A 20,459-nucleotide genomic window follows, 5' to 3' on the forward strand; every position below is an offset into this window, starting at 1 on the left:
CACCTTTTATCTCTCCTTCATTACTTAGCTACAAAATAATCAGTTACATATTTCGCCCAAACTTCATGTCCTTTTGCACTTGGGAAACCAAACTCTTCTTGTAAATATGGTAAAATCGCCTTTGTAGATGCATCAGGCCACGCTTCCCAATGATTAACATATGTATAACCATTTTGCGTCGCGAATTGTTTTAATGCTTCAATCGCTTTTGGATAATTCTTCGCACCATACACTGGATTTGATGGTTGAATCATAATTGTAGCACCCTTTGCACTAGTAGAAAGTGCTTGAACGAACTTCTGTGTATTTGCTACAGAGTTTCCGTTACCACTTTTACCATTATCAGTAATAAATGGTGGTTCAAATAAAATCACATCTGGATTCTCTTTCGCAATCTCTTTATCACGTTTATTCGTAATTAACTCTTCTGTGCTTTCACCCTTATATTCCTTTACAGTCACATTCCATAAACCTTTACCGTAAGCAGTTTCTAAATTAGTTGTTAACTTAGCTGCCCAAGCACCTTTTTCGGATGAAGAAGCTTCATCACCAACAATAACAAGATTTACTGCCTTTTTATCCTCAGCAGCTTTCTTTAACTTCTCTTTCACTGCATCTGGCAAGTTCTTCGCGTATGCCTCATTAAAAGATGACTTCGCATCTTGTTTTTTCTCTTCCTTTTTCTCTTCCTTTTTCTCTTCTTTCTTGGCTCCGCTATCTTTCACTTCAGCCTTTGTTTTCGTTACTTCACTCGTTTGTCCTGTTGCATTCGCAATCTTCTTATTCCAGTACAATTTACCGCTCACAATCGAAGCTACAAACAATACAAAAATAACAAGGACAAGTACTGCTTTCTTATTCATCGATTCACCTCATCTATTAATCTCACAATATATAATACTAATATAAATCCATGCAAAAATAAACCCAACTCCTTCCAAAGGAGTTGGGTTATTACATATTACTTAGTTAATTCAAGATGTGCTCGTAACTTATTTGTTATATCTTGTTTCGCTGCATCCGGAACATAGTAGTACCAAATACCATCAGCGGCTTTGTGACCGTCGCCTGGGATTTGAATTTCTTCACTGTTCTCCATACAATCTTTATAATTCTTTTGAATATCAAACATTTGATCCTGAGTTAAACTTGTTTTAACGTTCTTCTCAATTGCTTTTAATACATCACCGTAGCTTGCTAATGAAGAAACACTAGCACCCTTTTTAATTACTGCTTGGATTACTTGACGTTGGCGCATTTGACGGCCAAAGTCACCGCGCGGATCTTCATAACGCATACGAGTATACTTTAATGCTGTTTCACCATTTAAATGGATATTCCCTTTAGCAAAATGTTGCTCTCTTGACGTAAATTCCAAATCGTTATTTACATCAACACCACCAACAGCATCTACAATATCTCTAAATCCAGCCATATTTACTTCAATGTAATGATCAACCGGTACATTTAGGAAATTCTCAACTGTTTTTACAGACATATCAATACCACCAAATGCATAGGCGTGGTTGATTTTATCTTTTTTCCCTTTACCTACAATCTCCGTATAAGAGTCACGTGGAATACTCGTAATTTTCATAGATTTTGTTTTTGGATTTAAGGTAAATAACATAAGTGAGTCTGATCTACCTGTCCCATTATCTTCCTGATCTACACCCATCAGTAAAATAGAGATAGGTTTATTATCCGAAACGTCTACTTTCTTATCTCGTTTATCAGACTTATCGCGATCCAAAGGCTTATGCACCGTATTTAACGTATTAGATACATTAGAGTAAACAGTATATGCATATACACCACCAGCAATAACAAGAACACCAATGATACCTAGAATCCAAAATAGAATCTTTTTCTTCATCGTTTTTCCTTCTTTCGGTTAACAATTTTAATAATTCACATATGAACCTATAATACTATACTTCCATATATATGGCTTGTAAATCATTAAAGTATAATGAGTTATTGTACTACAAAGTAAATTTACATTCACTTCATAATTCAAATAATAAATATAGAGATAACACTAGTCAGGTGTTATCTCTATAAATTAATTATTTTATTACTTTTCCAATGATGAATATTGTTTTGTAAAGTAGTTTTGATATTCGCCCGTTACAATCGCTTTCCACCATTCTTCATTATCTAAATACCACTGAATCGTTTGAGCAATTCCTGTTTCAAATGTATAAGTTGGTTTCCAACCTAACTTTTCTAGCTTTGTTGGATCAATTGCGTAACGTTTATCATGACCTAAGCGATCTTGAACGAACTCGATTAAGTCTTCTGATTTACCAAGCGTACTAATAATTGTTTGAACTACTTCTAAATTTGTACGTTCATTATGCCCACCAACATTATACACTTCACCATTTATGCCTTCATGCATAACTAAATCAATTGCTGCACAATGATCAATAACGTGTAACCAGTCACGAATATTTTTACCATCTCCATATACAGGAACCTTTTCATCATTTAATACACGTGAAATTGTTAATGGAATTAATTTTTCTGGGAAATGGAATGGTCCATAATTGTTTGAGCAACGTGTAATATTAATTGGTAAACCAAATGTTTCATGATACGCTCGAACTAATAGGTCAGAAGAAGCTTTACTTGCGCTATATGGGCTATTTGGTTGTAGAGGCGTCTCTTCTGTAAAGAATGTAGTTGGATCAAAATCTAATTCACCGTATACTTCATCTGTCGATACATGAACAAATTTAGTAATACCAAACGCTTTTGCTGCATCTAATAATACTTGTGTCCCTAATACATTGGTACTAATAAATACTTCAGGTTCAGTAATAGAACGATCCACATGACTCTCTGCAGCAAAATGCACAACATAATCAAATTTTTCTTGTTCAAATAGTTGGTTTACCGCTTGACGGTCTACGATATCAACCTTAGCGAATGAATAGTTATCTTTGTTCTCAATATCTTTATGCTTTGTTAAATCTCCTGCATATGTCAATACATCTAAATTTACAATATGATAATCTGGATATTTATTTACCATATACTGTACAAAGTTTCCTCCAATAAAACCTGCGCCACCTGTTACTAATACTTTCTTTTTTTCCATCTTATTTCACCTCTTGTTGTAATTGTGTAATATAATGTTTTGTTGCTTTCTTCCAATCTTGTAATGGCTCAAATCCATTATCAATTAATTTCTGCTTAGACATACGTGAATTTTTAGGACGTACTGCACGAGTAGGATACTCTTCTGTTGTAATACTATTTACTTTCACATCTTGTCCTGCTATTTCAAAGATTTCTTGCGCAAATTCAGCCCAACTACAGAAACCTTCATTTGTAGCATGATATGTACCATATTTCTCTGTTACAACCATATCAACTAACAACCGAGCTAAATCATATGTGTAAGTTGGTGATCCTATTTGATCCCCAACAACGTTCAGTTCATTACGTGTCTCACCTAAACGAAGCATCGTTTTAATGAAGTTATTTCCATTAATACCGAATACCCATGAAATACGCACAATAAAGTTGTTATCTATTAAACTTCTAACTACTTTTTCCCCCTCATGCTTTGTTAAACCATAGTACCCAACCGGATTAGGCGCATCAGTTTCTACAAATGCATGAGTTCCTTCTCCATCAAATACATAATCTGTACTAATATAAACAAATTTAGCATTTAACTTTTTTGCTGCTGTAGCAAGGTATTTTGTACCTTCTACATTCACATTCCAACAAAGTTCTTTATCATCTTCAGATTTATCAACAGCCGTATATGCTGCACAATGAATAATTGCATCTGGTTTTACTTTATCTACAAATTCATAAACCGCTGCTTCGTTTGTAATATCTAAATCTTCTATTCCAATACCTTGCATTTCTAGCCCTTGCTTTTCTCCACGTTTTACTACGTCATATCCAAGCTGACCATTATAACCGGTTACTAAAATTTTCATTTTTTTACTCCCCGTATACAAAGTTTTTTTCTGCTTCTTTTAATGAAGGTGCTTTTTCGTCTTTTTCAGATAGCACTGGTTGAATTTCCATTGGCCATTCTATACCAACCTCAGCATCGTTCCAAATGATTCCTCGATCACATTCAGGTGCATACAATTCATCAACTTTATACTGCACCTCAACATCATCTGTTAATGTCATAAATCCATGTGCAAATCCTTTTGGAATTAATAACTGTTTTTTATTCTCAGCACTTAACTCAATACCGAACCATTGACCGTATGTAGGGCTTCCCTTACGAATATCTACTGCAACATCAAATATTGAACCACGTGTACAACGTACCAGCTTAGTTTGTGCTTTAGGATTTAATTGATAGTGTAAACCACGAAGTGTTCCTTTGGTTGCAGAAAATGATTGATTATCTTGTACAAATTGTAAATCAATACCTGCTTCTCTCATTGCCTGATCACTAAAAGTTTCCATGAACCAACCACGGTGATCCCCAAATACTTTTGGTTCAATTACCTTTACACCTAACAAATTTGTATCTACAATTTTCATTATGTTCACTCCAAATTAGTATTTAATACCACCGTTTGCTACTTTTAATAAATATTGACCATAGCCATTTTTAGAACATTGATCACCTGATTCAATTAGAGTTTCTTTATTAATCCAGCCATTAATAAAGCCAATCTCTTCAAGGGCAGCGATTTTAATTCCTTGATGGTCTTCAACTGTTTTCACAAAGTTTGTTGCATCTACAAGGCTTTGATGTGTACCTGTATCTAACCATGTATAGCCACGACCTAATAATTCAACTTCTAATTCACCATTCTCTAAATACGCTTCATTTATAGACGTAATTTCTAATTCACCACGTGCTGATGGTTTAACATTCTTAGCAATTTCAACTACACGATTATCATAGAAGTATAAACCAGTAATTGCATAATTTGATTTTGGTTCTTCTGGTTTTTCTTCTACGCTCAATACTTTTCCATTCTCATCAAATTCAACCACACCAAAACGCTCTGGATCATGTACATGATAGCCAAATACTGTCGCTCCGCTTTCTTTCTGGGCAGCTCGCTGTAACATTTTTCTCATTCCGCTACCATAATAAATGTTATCCCCTAATACCATAGCCACAGAATCATCACCAATAAATTCTTCACCCAGAATAAATGCCTGTGCTAATCCATCTGGACTTGGTTGAACTTTATATTGAAGGGAAATTCCAAATTGAGATCCATCCCCTAATAAAGCTTCGAAACGCGGTGTATCCTCAGGTGTTGAGATAATTAAAATTTCACGAATTCCCGCTAACATCAATGTAGATAATGGATAATAAATCATTGGTTTATCATATATCGGTAATAGTTGTTTACTTGTAACCATTGTTAATGGATATAATCTCGTTCCACTTCCACCTGCTAAAATAATACCTTTCATAATTCCGCTCCTCTACCTTCAACTTAATATTTATTCTTTTAAAATACTATATTTTAAAATTAACTTGATGCAACTTTATCAATTACTTCTTTAAGGCGAGAAACATGTACTTGTAAAGAATACTCAGCCTGAAGTTTTTCCTCAGCGAGCATTCCCATTTCTTCTAACATATTAGTCTCGTGTTCCTTAACTACTAGCTCAATATATTTTTCCCAATCATCTAAACTATGCGTTAAAAAGCCGTTCTTCCCATGATCAATTATGCTTGTATTAACACCCACTGCATCAGCAATAGTTGTTTTTCCAACACTCATATATTGTAATATCTTCAAACCACACTTTCCTTTGGACCAATCTGAATCCTCCAACGGCATGATTCCAACATCAATTTGGCTTAAATTCTTATATTCGGTTTCTTCGGACCAAGCTAACTCCTCTACAACAAAATATGGTGAGTTGGGTATATAATTCAAATTTCCACCTATACACCTAAATACAATCTGCTTCTTATATTTATCAGCCGTTTTGTCAAAAATAGGTAATATCTTTTTAAAGTATGATGAGTTTCCTGGATTTCCTATCCATCCAAAAACAATCTTATCTTTTAAACTTGAATCTCTATCTATATTTTTTACACAGTTCAAATCAATAACAGTCGGTATAATAATTGTATTGGAGTTTATTTGTTTACAATAAGATTCCAAGAATTCATTTCCACAAATAATCATGTCTGAAATTTTAATTATCCTATCATAACGCTTTCCATATTTCAGATTATAAAGTAACTTATTTTTTTTATTACTTATCTCTGAGGTGTCATCTAAGAAGATTGCATCATCTAAATCAAAGATAATTTTAGCTCCCTTTCGCTTTAATAACCGTTCTAACCAAAATAATCCAAAGGGATATATGTCCCTGTGAACCAAAAGAATGTCTCCCCTTTTCACCTTAAAAATTAAAGATAATGGCTTAAACAATAAAAATATTAAGCGATAAAAGACACTAAATAAGTTATTACTCTTAAATAAACTATATGTAGTATCATCTAAAAATTGAAAGGTTTCTTTTTCCAATTGAATATTTAGATATGGCAGAAATTGAAACACTCTATATCTAGAACTTGCACCTCTTCTACCAGTCGGTGTACAAAAATAGATTTTCACTTTTCAATTCTCCCTATCTGGATATTTCCTTGTTATTCAAACTTCCCATATTATTACGAAGTCCATCAATAAAGCCTTTACCCATCATTTTTATTTTTTTAAACTTGTCTTCTTCAATGACAATAGTATCAAGCATAATTTTAAAAACACCTTTAGTAGATAAAAATACTCTAATTGGGTATTTAAAAAGGTATTCTTTATATAACTGAACTGTATTACGATAAATATAATATTTTCTTATCTCATTATGATTAAGGGCTTTCCATTCTTTTTTCCCGATTTTTAATATATGTTTCTCTCTTCCCAACCTATGACGCAAAATAGCATCCTCAACTTGATAAACTTTATATCCATTTTTTTTCAATCTAAAACAGTATTCAATATCAACCATATCGATAAAATATTCGTCCTTAAACCATCCAACAAGAGAAAATGATTTTGTATTAATAAGACTACCAGATGTTATAGCCGCATCTATATATCCACTACCACGATTTTTACCTTTTCCATTATAATCAGTGATAACTGGTGCTAAAATCATAATTTTTTCATCTTTTTTATCATTATATGCCTTTAAGAGATTCTCTATCATATTCTCAGGTACCGAACTATCATCATCTAATGTTAATGCCCACTGAAAACCATTTCTTTCAGCGTATTCACACCCTTGGTTTAAAGCTGTAGCTATACCTAAATTCTTTTCATTATAAATAATAGTACAGTTCTCTATATCTCTCTCAATTTTTTTCAACAGATGTTTACTCTGATCGGAAGAGCTTCCATTATCTACTATTACAACGAAATCAATTAAATTTTTTATTTTTTTCACATTTTGATATATATTCTCTTCGGGATTATAAGAAACAATAACAGCACAAACTTCTTTTTTCATTATTTTTACCTCATTTTAATTAGTTAGCTATATATTTTCTCTTTCAAATCTTTATGTAAATTCCGTTCCTTTTTTATTCCATATATACATTAAAAATTTTGTCGGAATACTACATTTAATTAAACCTTTAATACAGGTACTGATATCAATTGTTTTACTTTTATATGCCTTATAATAAATCTTACTCGCTTCTTTCTTTCTTCCATTAGCTAGCAAATGATATACTACAAACATCAATAAAAATGAGTGGTATGCCCTTATAGATAAGTCTTTTTTTACATTTTCTCCCCACTCAATAGATAGGTAGAACTTATTATTATTTCCTACCCTTCCTTCCCTTTTCTCATGATGATAAATTGTCAAATGTTCCTTGAAATTTATAAACTTTGCTCCATTATTTCTTAAACGCAAACAAAAATCGATATCTTGATGCTTTCTTAATTCTGGGTTAAATAATGTTTTCTTGCCTAATTGACTAGAAAACATATAAGTACTTGCTTGAACCCAAGTACCATTATTATTAATGAACATATAGTCCATAATATCCTCATGCTCTTCTAAATCTCTATTAGTAGAAAGGGTTTCTTTTTCATCATCTTTTACTATTAAACCAGTGAAGCAAACTATATTATCTGTTTGTCCACTATGTTTAATAAAATCTATTTGCTTTTCTAACTTATTCGGTAACCATTCATCATCCGAATCTAATAAAGCAATATATTCACCTTGACTTTGCAGAATCCCAGTATTTCTTGGTCTAGTGCCATGAGTGTTTTCTTCTAACTTTATATATTTAATTCTGCTATCTTTATAACTGTTAATAATTTCTTCTGTATTATCAGTTGAAGCATCATCCACAATTATTAATTCAAAATTAGAATATGTTTGAGATAATACACTATCAACTGTCCTTCTTATCAAGTCCCCTCTATTATAAGTAGGTACAACCACACTTATTAATGTTTTTTCCATCTTAACCACCGTCTTTTCTGACTAAAAGTTATACATAACTTAACGCTTAACTAAAAAGTTTAAAATTTTAAATATCACTGCTCTAAAATATGAAATTGGCAACAAGCAAATAAACAATATAATCGTTATAGAAGAAAAAATCATAACTCCATTTATCAATAAAGTGCCTATGCCATTCACTTTAATAGTGAACCAACTCATTATATTTTCCACGACGATTATAGTTCCAAGAGAGATACTTGTTAATAAAGTAAAGTGCATAAAATAGGACTTAACACTGCATTTGAATCCTGCTTTAAATAATATATACGGCCTCCAAAATACAATTATAGGTAAACTACTCGCTAAAGTCCCCAAGTACACTCCTATAACACCATACATTTCACCAAGATAAATTGAAACAAATAAATTTATAATAACTTGGATCAATGGCGCATATACGTCCCAAAAAATCCCATAACCGTCTTTAAAATAATCTACCGTTCTTCTAGTAACTTGGATAAAGAAATTACACGCAATAACAAAAACTAATGCTTGAGTAAAAACATACTCTTTTCCAATCCATACCCCAATAAACTCGTTTGCTAGCTTATAAAACGTATATGAAGCACTTATACCAATAAAAAATTCTAAATAATATAACTGTAAAAATACTTTATAAGATTTTTTATTATTTCCTTCAGATATTAAATTACCTATGCTAGCAGTAAACCCATTAAATATTTGCGAAATAATAGTTGTTAATCCATTTACTATCAGTAAATAATTAGAATATAATGCAATATCTCTTGTAGTTGAAACAATTGAAATTATTATACTATCAGTTTGTGTAGTAACTGTTCCCGAGATTTTGTGCACCATAATATTTTTTATATTAGTTAAAACACCTTTATTATCTCTCGCTAATTCCTTATATTTTTTTAATGATGTAAGATTTAACCAAGAATATTTTCTATCAATCTCTCTATTAATTAAAATATAAGTAATTACATTTCCTAAACATTCTAAAATAACCCATGCCAAAAAATTCTTAGTATATAGTATTACTGTAATTTGGATAACTGTTTTTACTATTCTTATTATCCCCGTTGTTCTTGTAATAACATAAGCATTTTGATCTGAAATAGCTAATACATGCTTATATGTCATGAAGTATGAAAAGGCTGTAGTTATTAAAAATAATAAATACGTTACATAAACCTCTATACTACTAAGATTGGATTTAAAAATAATATCAAAAAAAGGAATTACTAAAACTCCAACTCCTAATATTAAAAAACCTATAATACTATAGGTTTTTTTTATAAATTTCATTAACTCGTTTATCTTCTTAAAATTCTTATCTTGAAGGTGAGAATAAAGTGTGTATGCAATAGCAGCAGACACACCCAATTCCATTAAGCTTACTACGCCAATGATATTAGTTACGATAGTAATTAAGCCTAGATAATCAGTATTAAAAATCTGTAAGAATATGGCCCTAGAAAAGAAACCCAAAAACAAATTAATAAAATTAAATGACAAATTATAAATTATGTTTATAAAAGATTTTTTTGTTCTCATCTTTAAAACCCCTGCACTCTAAAAACTTCCTTAGCACTAAATATCGCCATTAGGTTTACTATTTTTTTTTTCTATAGACCTTAATATTTTTCAATTTCAACTTAATTCCCATATACATAAGAACATACAGACACCAAACATTACTTACGGTCATAGGCCTAATAAAATAACTTTCATTAAATTCATGAATAAATAATAAAATCAAAAATACAATTGAAAAGTAATCCATTAGCTCCTTTTTATTTGCATTTATTCTCATATTATTTATTACATAACAAATAAAACTTAGTACCACTACTAATAATCCAATAATCCCCATATTAGCAACGATATCAATATAATTATTATGTGCATGTGGAACATCTGTGTACATATAAAAATCAACATAATTTTTGGTTGCACTATCTTTAATCCAAAAGCTATCAAATCCATATCCTAATATCCAATGATTATTCATCATTGTGAAAATAGCATTCCATATACTCGTTCTTCCAGTAAAAGTAAGATCTCTTCCTAATAACCCGAATATATTATTAATATTCATAGCTAAATAAATCCCAAAGGTAAAAACTGCTCCTAAAGTAAGCGAGGTAAACATCATTCTTAAATAATTATTTTTCACCTTTCGGTATAAGGCTAAAGTTATGGTTAAGCAAATACCTAGTAATAATATTACTAAGCTAGTTACAGAACCACTGTTTAAAAGAATTATTCCCTGGACAAGCATTATCAATAAATAAATTCCTTTTTTATACATTTTTTCAGAATCAAGAAAATAGAAAAATGTGAGAACAGCATATAAAAACATTGAAAAGCCTAATGGATTTTTATGTACAAACACACCAATCCACTCACCGTTGGATGCAATACCTTTATCTGGTTCTATTTGAATAGTGAATAGTGAAACAACAGTAATAAACAAGCCTACCACAAAAATAAGGCGCAATATCTCTTTAAACTTATATACGCTAATTAAAAAAAACATTATTAGCGTAGGCATGATCAAATAAAAAACTGCAGATTTAAAGCTTTCACTTGGATAATTTGACCACATAAAAGATACAAATGCATATATTAAAATACACACTATACTTTTAGAAAAGTAAATCTTTCCTTTTTCTAAAAAGATATATAAAATAATTCGAACACTATAGTATCCATAGATTAGTAAAATCATACTATCTTTTGGAAAAACCGTCCTAATAATCCCTATTGATGTCAAGTAGAAAAGCATCATGAATAATAGATAATCTATATACTTTACTAATCCTTTATAATTCATTAAAACCTTCCTTATATCTCCAATAATTACTTAACAAAAAATCATTGGAATTTATCTATTTATGTAACTACTCAGCCACCTTTCGGTGTCTTTTTTAAATTTTACTAGTTTCATATGCCTCCCATTTGTAAATACTGAGTATATCAAACAGGGGAGGTGAATCTTATGGTCGATCGAAAAATTATTTTAGATACATATAAAAAAGGACCTGAAGCTGTTATTTCTTTATTTGAAGAAACATTTTCTAAGTTAGAAAAACGTATACAAGAACTAGAAAATGCTTCAAAAAAAAACTCCAAAAATAGTCATAAGCCACCTTCTACAGATGGTTTGGGTAAGCCCGTTACAAAAAGTTTGCGCAAACCGTCTCATCGTCAAACGGGTGGCCAGTTGGGCCACAAGGGACATACTCTTGGTTTGACAGCGACTCCAGATCATACGATTACACATTCTCCTACATATTGTACTTGTTGTCATACTTCCTTGAACCACGAGCCTGTAAAAGGGTATCGCATTCGCCAAGTGTATGACTTACCACCTATTCAGATCGAAGTGACAGAACATAAAGTAGAACAGAAAGAATGCCCACATTGCCATTCTATCCAAGAAGCCCAATTTCCTTCGACAGTATCTCGTCCTGTTCAATATGGTCCAAATATAAAAAGACTGATTCCCTATTTAACGCATTATCAATGCATTTCTTTGAAGCGAACAAAAGAATTCTTTCAGGATTGTTTTGGACATTCTATAAGCGAAGGAACCCTGGTAAATCATACACAGGCTTTCGCTTCTCAATTGCAGCCATTCATAAAAGAAGTAAAGGAAAAGATTCTGCAGTCTCCTGTTGTCCATTTTGATGAAACTGGTATGCGTGTAGAAAACAAAACACAATGGTTACATACTGCCAGTACACCGGAGGTGACATTGCAACATATTCATCAAAAACGTGGAAAAGAAGCAATGGATGCTGGAGAAATCTTGCCATCTTTTTCTGGAATTGCGATGCATGATGGTTGGAAATCGTATGATGCGTATACAGATTGTCGTCACGTTTTATGTAATGCCCATCTCTTACGAGATTTACAAGGAATTATAGATAGTACTGGAGAACAATGGGCACAACAGATGCAGAAATTTCTAACGCAAGCGTTGACGATGAAAAAGCAATCCGAAGGTACCATGCCAAAAGCGACGCAAAAGAATCTGTTTATTATGTATCAATCCATATTGAAAGAACAACAGATTCTTTCCACGAAACAAAAGAAGAAAGGAAAGCAGACGCCTTCTCAAAATTTATGGAATCGCTTCGTCAAGTATTCTGACAGAATTCTAGCGTTTTTAGAACATCCAGCCATTCCATTTGATAACAATCAAGCAGAACGGGATATTCGGATGACGAAAGTAAAACAGAAAGTGTCTGGGACTTTCCGAAGTAAGAAAGGCGCAGAATCTTTTTGTCAGATACGAAGCTTTATGAGTACCATGAAAAAACAAAAACAATCGGTCTTACAAGCGATAAACCAAGTCATAGAAACTAGAACGGTTCCTTGGAATAACACGACTTCATAAGAGAATTTCTCTATTTGGCATAGATTCTTTCTCTGATTGGAGTATTTTCTTTTCATGTTTTCGAATCGGAAACATGTATTTGGCCTGTTTTTTTATTTGAAGAAGCTGAGTAGTTACCTATTTATTTTATATTCACACCAAAATATCTCTGTTTATTCTGCTAATGTTTTTCCTACCTATTGAATAGTAGTTCACTTTATATTCTTCTATGTTTTCTAAATCAAAACAATTTCTACCATCATATATATTTGGTATTTTCATTTCTTCTACGAAGCTTTCTATACTTAAAGATTTAATCTCGTTCCATTCAGTTAAAATAAACACTGCGTCAGTATCTTTTATTGTTTCAATTGGGTCCTCAAAATATCTTACTTTTGGTGATAGTACTTTTTTTGCATTCTCAATAGCAACAGGATCATATGCTTTTACTTCTGCTCCCATTTCTATAAGTTCTGGTATAATTGCCAATGAAGCAGCCTCACGAATATCATCCGTATTTGGTTTAAATGCAAGACCTAATATTCCTATAGACTTCCCTTTTAAAGTTCCAAAATCTTCTATAGCTTGATTTAAAAGCCTTCTCTGCTGTTTATTATTAAACTCAATTACAGCACTTAATAAAGAAAAATCATAATCCACATTTTCTGCAATTTTTCTTAAGGCCTTTGTATCTTTTGGAAAACAAGATCCTCCATATCCGAGTCCAGCTTTTAAAAACTGATTCCCTACTCGGCTATCTAATCCCATTCCATATGCTACGCTCTCTACATCGGCCCCTACTTTTTCACAAACATTAGCAATCTCATTGATAAAACTAATCTTTGTAGCTAAAAATGCATTTGATGCGTATTTTATCATTTCTGCACTATTTATATTCGTCATATAGATAGGTGTATTAAAAGGTTTATTAATTTCTTCAATTATCTTTCCAGCCTCTTTATTATCTGCTCCAATTACAATACGATCTCCATTAAACACATCCTCAATGGCAGAACCTTCTCGTAAAAACTCTGGATTTGAAACAATCTGAACAACTAGTTCCTTATCGCTTAAATTCTCCTCGACATACGCTTTAATTTTATGGTTTGTACCAACTGGTACCGTACTTTTCACTACTATAACTACATTTTTTGTAATTGAATTCGCAATATCCTCACAAACTTTATAAATATATGATAAATTTGCTGAACCATCTTCTTTTTCTGGCGTACCAACCGCAATATAAATCACATCAGCATCTCTATAGCTATTATTATTCGCTACTTCAAAAGACAGTGTGCCTTTATCTAGATTATCTTTAATTAATTTTTCAATCCCTGGTTCATAAATTGGTGAAATACCCTCTCGCAATTTATGAACTTTCATTTCATCAATATCTAAACATGTAACATTATGACCAATTTCAGCCAAAGAAACTCCTGAAACTAAACCAACATATCCTGTACCAACTACTAATATTTTCATTTTCCAATCTCCTTACACTAAATAATTAGTATGCACCCTTACTTAATAAAACATTTTTTACTGTTAATAGTAAAATTTTAATATCAAACCAAACAGATGCATTATAAACATAGTATAATTCTAAATCTACACGCTCAGGGTAACCTACATCACTTCTACCACTTACCTGCCAATAACCCGTTACCCCTGGTTTTACAGATAAAAATTCATGTACTTTCTCCTGGTACTCCTCTAACTCCTCTACAACTACTGGGCGTGGGCCAACTAGACTCATTTCCCCCTTTAATACATTAAGAAATTGTGGGATTTCGTCTAAGCTAGTTTTTCTTAAAAATCGGCCTAACCCAGTAATTCTTGGGTCTTCATGTTGTTCTAATTTGTAATTATTCTCTAAATATTTCCTGTATAATTCCTTATTTTTCTTTAATTTTTCTTCTGCGTTTACAATCATAGTACGAAACTTATATATTCGGAACTCTTTACCTTTTTCGCCTATCCTTACCTGCTTAAAGAAAACAGGCCCCTTATTTTCTCCTAGTAAAAACAAAAATGGAATTACTAGAAAAAATGGAGAGAAGATAACTAACCCAATAATAGCTCCTATAATATCTAAAGCTCTCTTAATAAAAACATAGGATGTACTTTTCTTTTTTATATGTACTTCCTCATTTTCTAAAATTTCAACTTTAGCCAATGAAGTTTTACTCAATTGACACTCCCCCAGTTAAATTATTTTTAATTACTATTTTTTAATACTTCATTCATGTAAGTGATCATATCTTCTTTTAAATTTATATCTTGCAAGGCAAATTCTATTGTCGTCTTAATAAAGCCAAACTTCTCGCCTACATCATAACGAATACCTTCAAAGTCATATGCAAATACACGTTGAATTTCATTTAATCGTTGAATCGCATCTGTTAATTGAATTTCCCCACCTGCACCTGTTTGTTGACTTTCAAGGAACATAAAAATTTCTGGTGTTAATACGTAACGACCCATAATCGCTAAATTTGATGGTGCTGTACCTACCGCTGGCTTTTCAACAAACTGGCGCACTTGATAACGACGGTCGTTTTGTTCAATTGGATCGATAATGCCGTAACGATGTGTTTCGTTTTCTGGTACTGTTTGTACACCGATAACCGATGACTGTGTACCTTCATATTGATCCATTAATTGGCGTAAACATGGTGTTTCCGCTTGCACAATATCATCACCAAGTAGTACCGCAAATGGTTCATTTCCAATAAATTTACGTGCGCACCATACTGCATGTCCTAGCCCTTTTGGTTCCTTTTGTCTTATGTAATGAATGTTAATTTTTGAGGAAGCTTGTACTTTTTCAAGCATTTCATACTTTCCTTTTTCTAAAAGGCTTTGCTCAAGCTCGAAAGAATGATCAAAGTGGTCCTCAATGGCACGCTTTCCTTTTCCAGTAACAATAATAATATCTTCAATTCCTGATTCTATTGCTTCTTCCACTATGTATTGAATTGTGGGCTTATCGACGATTGGTAACATTTCTTTTGGCATCGCTTTTGTTGCTGGTAAAAATCTTGTCCCAAGACCAGCCGCTGGAATAATTGCCTTTCTTACTTTTTTCAATTATGACCCTCCGCATTTAAATATTTATATGTAGCAATAACAAAAACCCTACTTATAGGGTCGTCTTTACAACTCCATAAGTAGAGTTTCTAACATAAATAAATTATGGGCATCTAACCCACCCTCACGTCATACTCCCGACGACAAGCGTCTAAGGTAGGCTCGAAATAAAAATTTCTACCCACAGCACGACCGAGTGCCCCCGTTGATAACGGTTAGGAGACATCACCCAAACTCTTCAATTAAAAAATACCGAACAATTTTTTACGGCGAATTTGTTCTGGATCTTCTTTATAAATTGCTTTCCCGCTAATTATTAAGTACGGATTTTCTTTCAAATCACTCATAACATTCATTCCAAATTCTTTCTCGATTAATTCATAGCTCTCTGCTAAATGAAATCCTCTTGACGTTGTGTTATGTGCATCTGATGCAATCATATGTGTTAAATTATGTTCCACAAGCTGTAGTGAGAATTTTTTAATCTTTTTACCAAATTTCCCAAGCAAACTACCTGCTGTTACTTGTGTTAATGCACCTTTATTTACAATGTTATATAACTTATCTGGCCGCTCGATTAACTCGGCATTACGTTCTGGGTGAACAATAATTGGAATCATTCCCTTTACACGTAATTCGTATAATAATTGTTCGGCATAACGAGGTACGTGATTCGACGGAAATTCAATGAATATATATTTATTTGTTTCATTTAAAGTAACGATTTTACCAGCTTCATAGTCTTCTAATAAATCACCATATAACCTGACTTCTTGTCCCGGTAAAATAGTAAGTGGGATATTATGTTGTTGTAGTTCATCATTTAATTGTTTTACGTGATGAATAATTGAGGTACGTTCATTTACATATTTTCCATTTTGATGGTGCGGCGTTGCGACAATTGTATGTATTCCTTCTGAAGCGGCTTGTTGTGCCATCGCTAAACTATCGGTTACTGTTTGTGCACCGTCATCGATACCAGGTAAAATGTGACAATGTAAATCTATCATTTGTTTCATCCTCCCTCTCTCCTATAAAGATCTTTTTTCCCTTGAATATGAGAGATTTCTCATATTCAAGGGAAAAAAGGAGATATGTTTCAACCATATCTCACTCTTTTAATTAGTTTGCACCGTAATAATAATATAATCCTTGTTCACGTTCACGGTCATTTAGAACGACACCTAACAATTTACCTTTAGCCGATTCTAACAATCCTTTTGCTTTTACCGCTGTTTCTTTCTCTGTTGATTCACTACGAACAACAAGAATAGAAGCATCACATACATTTGCCATAATTTGTGCGTCGGTAACAGCTAAAATAGGTGGCATATCAAAAATAACTAAGTCGTACATGCTGTATGCTTGTCCAAGAAGCTCTTTCATTGATTTTGAACCTAACAATTCGGCCGGATTTGGTGGGATTGGACCACAAGCTAAAAAGTGTAGATTATCAACTAATGTTGTTTGCACACATTTTTCTAAACGTTCACTATGTGTTAATACATTTGTTAGTCCAAAAATATTATCTACTTGGAACATTTGATGCATTGCTGGTTTACGCATATCTGCATCAATTAATAATACTTTTTTTCCTTGTTGAGCAAACACCACTGCCATATTCGCCGTCGTTGTTGTTTTCCCTTCACTTGGGTTTGCAGACGTGACCATTAATGAATGTAAATTCGTATCAATAGCCGCAAATTCAATATTCGTTCGAATATTACGATATTGTTCTGAAATTGGTGATTTCGGTTGTTGATGAGCAATTAATTGACGGCGTTGACGATGATTCTTTTTCTTTTTAAATAAATTAAGAGCCAATTGTTTGTCCCCTCACTTTTCTTGATGATGGAGCGTGTGATTTCACGTTCATTGTTTCTTCATCCATACGAGCTACAATTCCTAATACTGGTAAGCCAAGTAAGTTTTCCACATCTTCTTCTTTTTTCACTGTGTTATCTAAGTACTCTAGTAAGAATGCAAGGCCAACTGAAGCCATTAAACCAACAACGAAAGCGATTGCCACATTTAACATTGGGCGTGGTTTAATTGGTGATAATTCTTCTGATAACTCAGCCTTAGAAAGTACCGTAACATTATCCACACTCATAATCTTCGCAACTTCGCCTTTAAATACTTCTGCAGTTGTATTAGCAATATCACGAGCTAATTTCGGATCTTTGTCTTGTGCAGTTACCGCTACGACTTGTGAATCTTTTTCATTAGCCACTTCGATTTTTTTGTTCAATTCTTGTGTTGTTATGTTCAAACCTAATTTTTCTTTTACTTGGTCCAAAATAACAGGGCTTTTTATAATAACCTTATATGTATTTGTTAATTGAATATTTGTTTGTACTTCATTGTACTGAATTGCTGCCCCTTCTTGCTTCTTCTGATTAACAAGAATTTGCGTCGAAGATTGATAGATTGGTGTCATGAAGAAAAAGCTAATGATAGCACTTACAATAGCTGCACCAAAGGCGATTACGAGGATCATTGCTAAACGTTTTTTTAAGATATGAAATAACTCTTTTAGACTAATTGTTTCTTCCATAGGTTCCTCCAACTTTCTAAAATTTACACATAGGAAAAATTATAACATATAAATCTTACATTTTTTATTTTTAATAATTCAGTTTTATATTTGTTCACAAGAAACAAGTTTAATCTTACAAAATTATCTTAAATATGACAACACATTCCAATCATTTTCCAAAATTTTTATTTTATCACTTTTTTCAAATTGTGTAACTTGATAAAGAATTTTCAGAAAACAACAAAAAGCCAACAAAATTTTTTGTTGGCTTTTTCATATTTTAGTAATAACCATATTGCTCTTTTTCTTCTCTTTTATCGTTTAAAACGACTCCAAGTAGTTTGCCTGATGCTTTATCTAATATTTGTTTCGCTTTTACAATTTTATCTTTTTCCGTCTTTTCACTGCGTACAACGAGTACGATTCCATCACATTTATTTGCAAGTATTTGCGCATCCGTAACCGCAAGGACAGGTGGTGTGTCGATTAATATAATATCAAACATGTTATATGCTTCTAGCAACGCCTCGTCCATTGCCCGGCTTCCTAATAGTTCTGCTGGGTTTGGCGTGCTGCCATTAAGTATACGTTCTCTATATCTGTTTTTTTGAATGCATTGCATAAGTTTTGCTTGTCCTGATAATAAGTTCGTTAACCCATTTGAACTATGAATGGTAAATAAGTTTTGTATCGTCGGCTTACGCAAGTCAGCTCCAATTAATAAAACTTTCTTTCCTTGTTGTCCGAAAACAACTGCTAAGTTTGAGATTGTTGTCGTTTTCCCATCACCTGGATCGGCTGAAGTAACAATAATAGAACGAACATGATTATCTACAGATGTAAACTCAATGTTTGTACGAATGTTACGGTATTGTTCTGTAATACGCGATTTAGGCTCTTTATGTGTAATTAATTGTCGTAATGGTTTTCTTTTCTTTCTCCCGAACATATTCATAATCTCCTTTTGTGAAATGCGACATTTCCCTTTTCTCTCTTTTATGCTCGATTTCATACGTCTAATTAATATTTTTGCTGATTTCCCCATATCTCATCATAATCAATAACATTCTAATTTGTCTTACTTAAGTACCTTAACAATATGACAATGCCTTTATTTCTTTAATACCTTTATCGCTTATCCTGTTTTCTAAATAAATAATAAAGTAAGTATATGGTAATTACCATCTATTTACAAGATATTTTCTGATTAGTTTGTATATTATTGTTTCATCGTTATATAGCATAAATTAAAAAATCCCCTTGTCTTTTTCACAAGGAGATTTTTTAGTACTATCTATTCTTTTTTATCACCAATTGCAAATGTAATTTCTGCCTCACATGCAATTTCACCATCTACTGTTGCAATTGCTTTTCCTTTTCCAATTGGACCGCGTACGCGTGTCATTTCTACTTCTAGACGAAGCTGATCACCTGGGCGTACTTGTTTTTTGAAACGGCAATTGTCGATACCTGCAAAGAAAGCAAGTCTTCCGCGGTTTTCTTCTTTCTTTAATACTGCAACTGCTCCGACTTGTGCTAATGCTTCTACAATAAGTACACCAGGCATAACTGCATAGTCAGGGAAGTGTCCGTTAAAGAATTCTTCATTTGCGGATACATTTTTAATCCCAACCGCTCTTTTGCCTTCATCTACTTCTAATATTTTATCAACAAGTAAAAATGGATAGCGATGAGGAATGATTTCTTTAATTTGTTCTATATTTAGCATGTAACAATCGCCCCTTTTGTAATATTGGTCTTACCACTTGGACATATTGCTATTATCCCATTTTGTTTATTGTTTGTCATTACAAAGTAACATTTTATATTTAGCACAACTTCCTAAAAAAAATGCACACACTCTATTCCATTAAAATAGTTGCACATTTTTGCAACTGACACGGAGGTGGAAAGGAGTGTATGCCCAAATTAGGGAAAGGCAATATGTATTGAAACATTATTTGCCTTAATGTCGTATTCGACTCA

The 20,459-nt window shown here is 32.6% G+C and carries 20 protein-coding genes; 1 reads left to right on the plus strand and 19 read right to left on the minus strand.

The features are described 5' to 3' along the window. Positions 1-20: 20 nt before the first annotated feature. From MHH55_RS27020 to MHH55_RS27070, 11 genes are all read right to left on the minus strand, one after another. On the minus strand, positions 21-863 hold the full coding sequence (locus tag MHH55_RS27020) for an SGNH/GDSL hydrolase family protein (protein WP_078187512.1): 843 nt from the start codon (positions 861-863) through the stop codon (positions 21-23). A gap of 98 nt (positions 864-961) precedes the next feature. After that, positions 962-1,876 carry a polyisoprenyl-teichoic acid--peptidoglycan teichoic acid transferase TagU gene (tagU, locus tag MHH55_RS27025; RefSeq protein WP_050292989.1) on the minus strand — a complete coding sequence of 305 codons (915 nt, stop codon included), beginning with the start codon at positions 1,874-1,876 and terminating at the stop codon, positions 962-964. A 201-nt stretch (positions 1,877-2,077) separates the two neighbouring features. Beyond that, positions 2,078-3,106 (minus strand): dTDP-glucose 4,6-dehydratase, encoded by a 1,029-nt coding sequence (rfbB, locus tag MHH55_RS27030; RefSeq protein ID WP_075676654.1) that lies wholly within the window; start codon positions 3,104-3,106, stop codon positions 2,078-2,080. A 1-nt stretch (position 3,107) separates the two neighbouring features. Next, positions 3,108-3,962, minus strand: coding sequence for a dTDP-4-dehydrorhamnose reductase (gene rfbD / locus MHH55_RS27035; RefSeq protein WP_048568638.1), 855 nt, complete (start codon positions 3,960-3,962; stop codon positions 3,108-3,110). Between the two features lie 4 nt (positions 3,963-3,966). Continuing rightward, positions 3,967-4,527 carry a dTDP-4-dehydrorhamnose 3,5-epimerase gene (gene rfbC / locus MHH55_RS27040; protein WP_000706172.1) on the minus strand — a complete coding sequence of 187 codons (561 nt, stop codon included), beginning with the start codon at positions 4,525-4,527 and terminating at the stop codon, positions 3,967-3,969. Between the two features lie 15 nt (positions 4,528-4,542). Then, positions 4,543-5,421: a glucose-1-phosphate thymidylyltransferase RfbA gene (gene rfbA, locus MHH55_RS27045; protein ID WP_075676656.1), complete on the minus strand. Its 879-nt coding sequence runs from the start codon at positions 5,419-5,421 to the stop codon at positions 4,543-4,545. A 59-nt stretch (positions 5,422-5,480) separates the two neighbouring features. After that, the gene (locus tag MHH55_RS27050; protein WP_075676658.1) at positions 5,481-6,584 is read right to left on the minus strand and encodes a glycosyltransferase; all 1,104 of its coding nucleotides are present in this window, start codon (positions 6,582-6,584) and stop codon (positions 5,481-5,483) included. Between the two features lie 13 nt (positions 6,585-6,597). Then, complete coding sequence (locus MHH55_RS27055) at positions 6,598-7,476, minus strand: glycosyltransferase family 2 protein (RefSeq protein WP_075676660.1); 879 nt, start codon at positions 7,474-7,476, stop codon at positions 6,598-6,600. 51 nt (positions 7,477-7,527) lie between these two features. Then, a complete protein-coding gene (locus MHH55_RS27060) occupies positions 7,528-8,448 on the minus strand; it encodes a glycosyltransferase family 2 protein (RefSeq protein ID WP_078187511.1) in 921 nt (306 codons plus the stop codon). A 39-nt stretch (positions 8,449-8,487) separates the two neighbouring features. Further along, positions 8,488-10,011, minus strand: a complete 1,524-nt coding sequence (locus MHH55_RS27065) for a lipopolysaccharide biosynthesis protein (RefSeq protein ID WP_078187510.1) — start codon at positions 10,009-10,011, stop codon at positions 8,488-8,490. A gap of 58 nt (positions 10,012-10,069) precedes the next feature. After that, positions 10,070-11,293, minus strand: a complete 1,224-nt coding sequence (locus MHH55_RS27070; protein WP_078187509.1) for an O-antigen ligase family protein — start codon at positions 11,291-11,293, stop codon at positions 10,070-10,072. Positions 11,294-11,458: 165 nt separating this feature from the next. On the opposite strand from MHH55_RS27070, the gene tnpC reads away from it, so the two are divergent. Further along, positions 11,459-12,862 (plus strand): IS66 family transposase, encoded by a 1,404-nt coding sequence (gene tnpC, locus MHH55_RS27075; protein ID WP_100910632.1) that lies wholly within the window; start codon positions 11,459-11,461, stop codon positions 12,860-12,862. Between the two features lie 132 nt (positions 12,863-12,994). On the opposite strand, the gene MHH55_RS27080 is transcribed toward tnpC, so the two are convergent. From MHH55_RS27080 to fabZ, 8 genes are all read right to left on the minus strand, one after another. Then, positions 12,995-14,326, minus strand: a complete 1,332-nt coding sequence (locus MHH55_RS27080; protein WP_075676668.1) for a UDP-glucose dehydrogenase family protein — start codon at positions 14,324-14,326, stop codon at positions 12,995-12,997. Positions 14,327-14,351: 25 nt separating this feature from the next. Further along, entirely contained in the window at positions 14,352-15,005 is a 654-nt protein-coding gene (locus tag MHH55_RS27085; RefSeq protein WP_371862108.1) for a sugar transferase, read from the minus strand. A 56-nt stretch (positions 15,006-15,061) separates the two neighbouring features. Further along, a complete protein-coding gene (gene galU, locus MHH55_RS27090) occupies positions 15,062-15,934 on the minus strand; it encodes a UTP--glucose-1-phosphate uridylyltransferase GalU (RefSeq protein ID WP_075676672.1) in 873 nt (290 codons plus the stop codon). 242 nt (positions 15,935-16,176) lie between these two features. Further along, positions 16,177-16,944 (minus strand): tyrosine-protein phosphatase, encoded by a 768-nt coding sequence (locus MHH55_RS27095; RefSeq protein ID WP_050293046.1) that lies wholly within the window; start codon positions 16,942-16,944, stop codon positions 16,177-16,179. Between the two features lie 112 nt (positions 16,945-17,056). Beyond that, positions 17,057-17,758 (minus strand): CpsD/CapB family tyrosine-protein kinase, encoded by a 702-nt coding sequence (locus MHH55_RS27100; RefSeq protein WP_016099316.1) that lies wholly within the window; start codon positions 17,756-17,758, stop codon positions 17,057-17,059. Then, on the minus strand, positions 17,748-18,491 hold the full coding sequence (locus tag MHH55_RS27105) for a YveK family protein (RefSeq protein WP_060634685.1): 744 nt from the start codon (positions 18,489-18,491) through the stop codon (positions 17,748-17,750). Before MHH55_RS27105 ends, MHH55_RS27100 begins: the two co-directional genes overlap by 11 nt. 262 nt (positions 18,492-18,753) lie before the next feature. Continuing rightward, entirely contained in the window at positions 18,754-19,422 is a 669-nt protein-coding gene (locus MHH55_RS27110; RefSeq protein ID WP_176116529.1) for a polysaccharide biosynthesis tyrosine autokinase, read from the minus strand. 345 nt (positions 19,423-19,767) lie between these two features. After that, the gene (gene fabZ / locus MHH55_RS27115; protein ID WP_000931956.1) at positions 19,768-20,202 is read right to left on the minus strand and encodes a 3-hydroxyacyl-ACP dehydratase FabZ; all 435 of its coding nucleotides are present in this window, start codon (positions 20,200-20,202) and stop codon (positions 19,768-19,770) included. Between the last annotated feature and the right edge of the window lie 257 nt (positions 20,203-20,459).

Origin of the sequence: Bacillus sp. FSL K6-2944, assembly GCF_038005385.1 — a bacterium.
Lineage (GTDB): Bacteria > Bacillota > Bacilli > Bacillales > Bacillaceae_G > Bacillus_A > Bacillus_A cereus.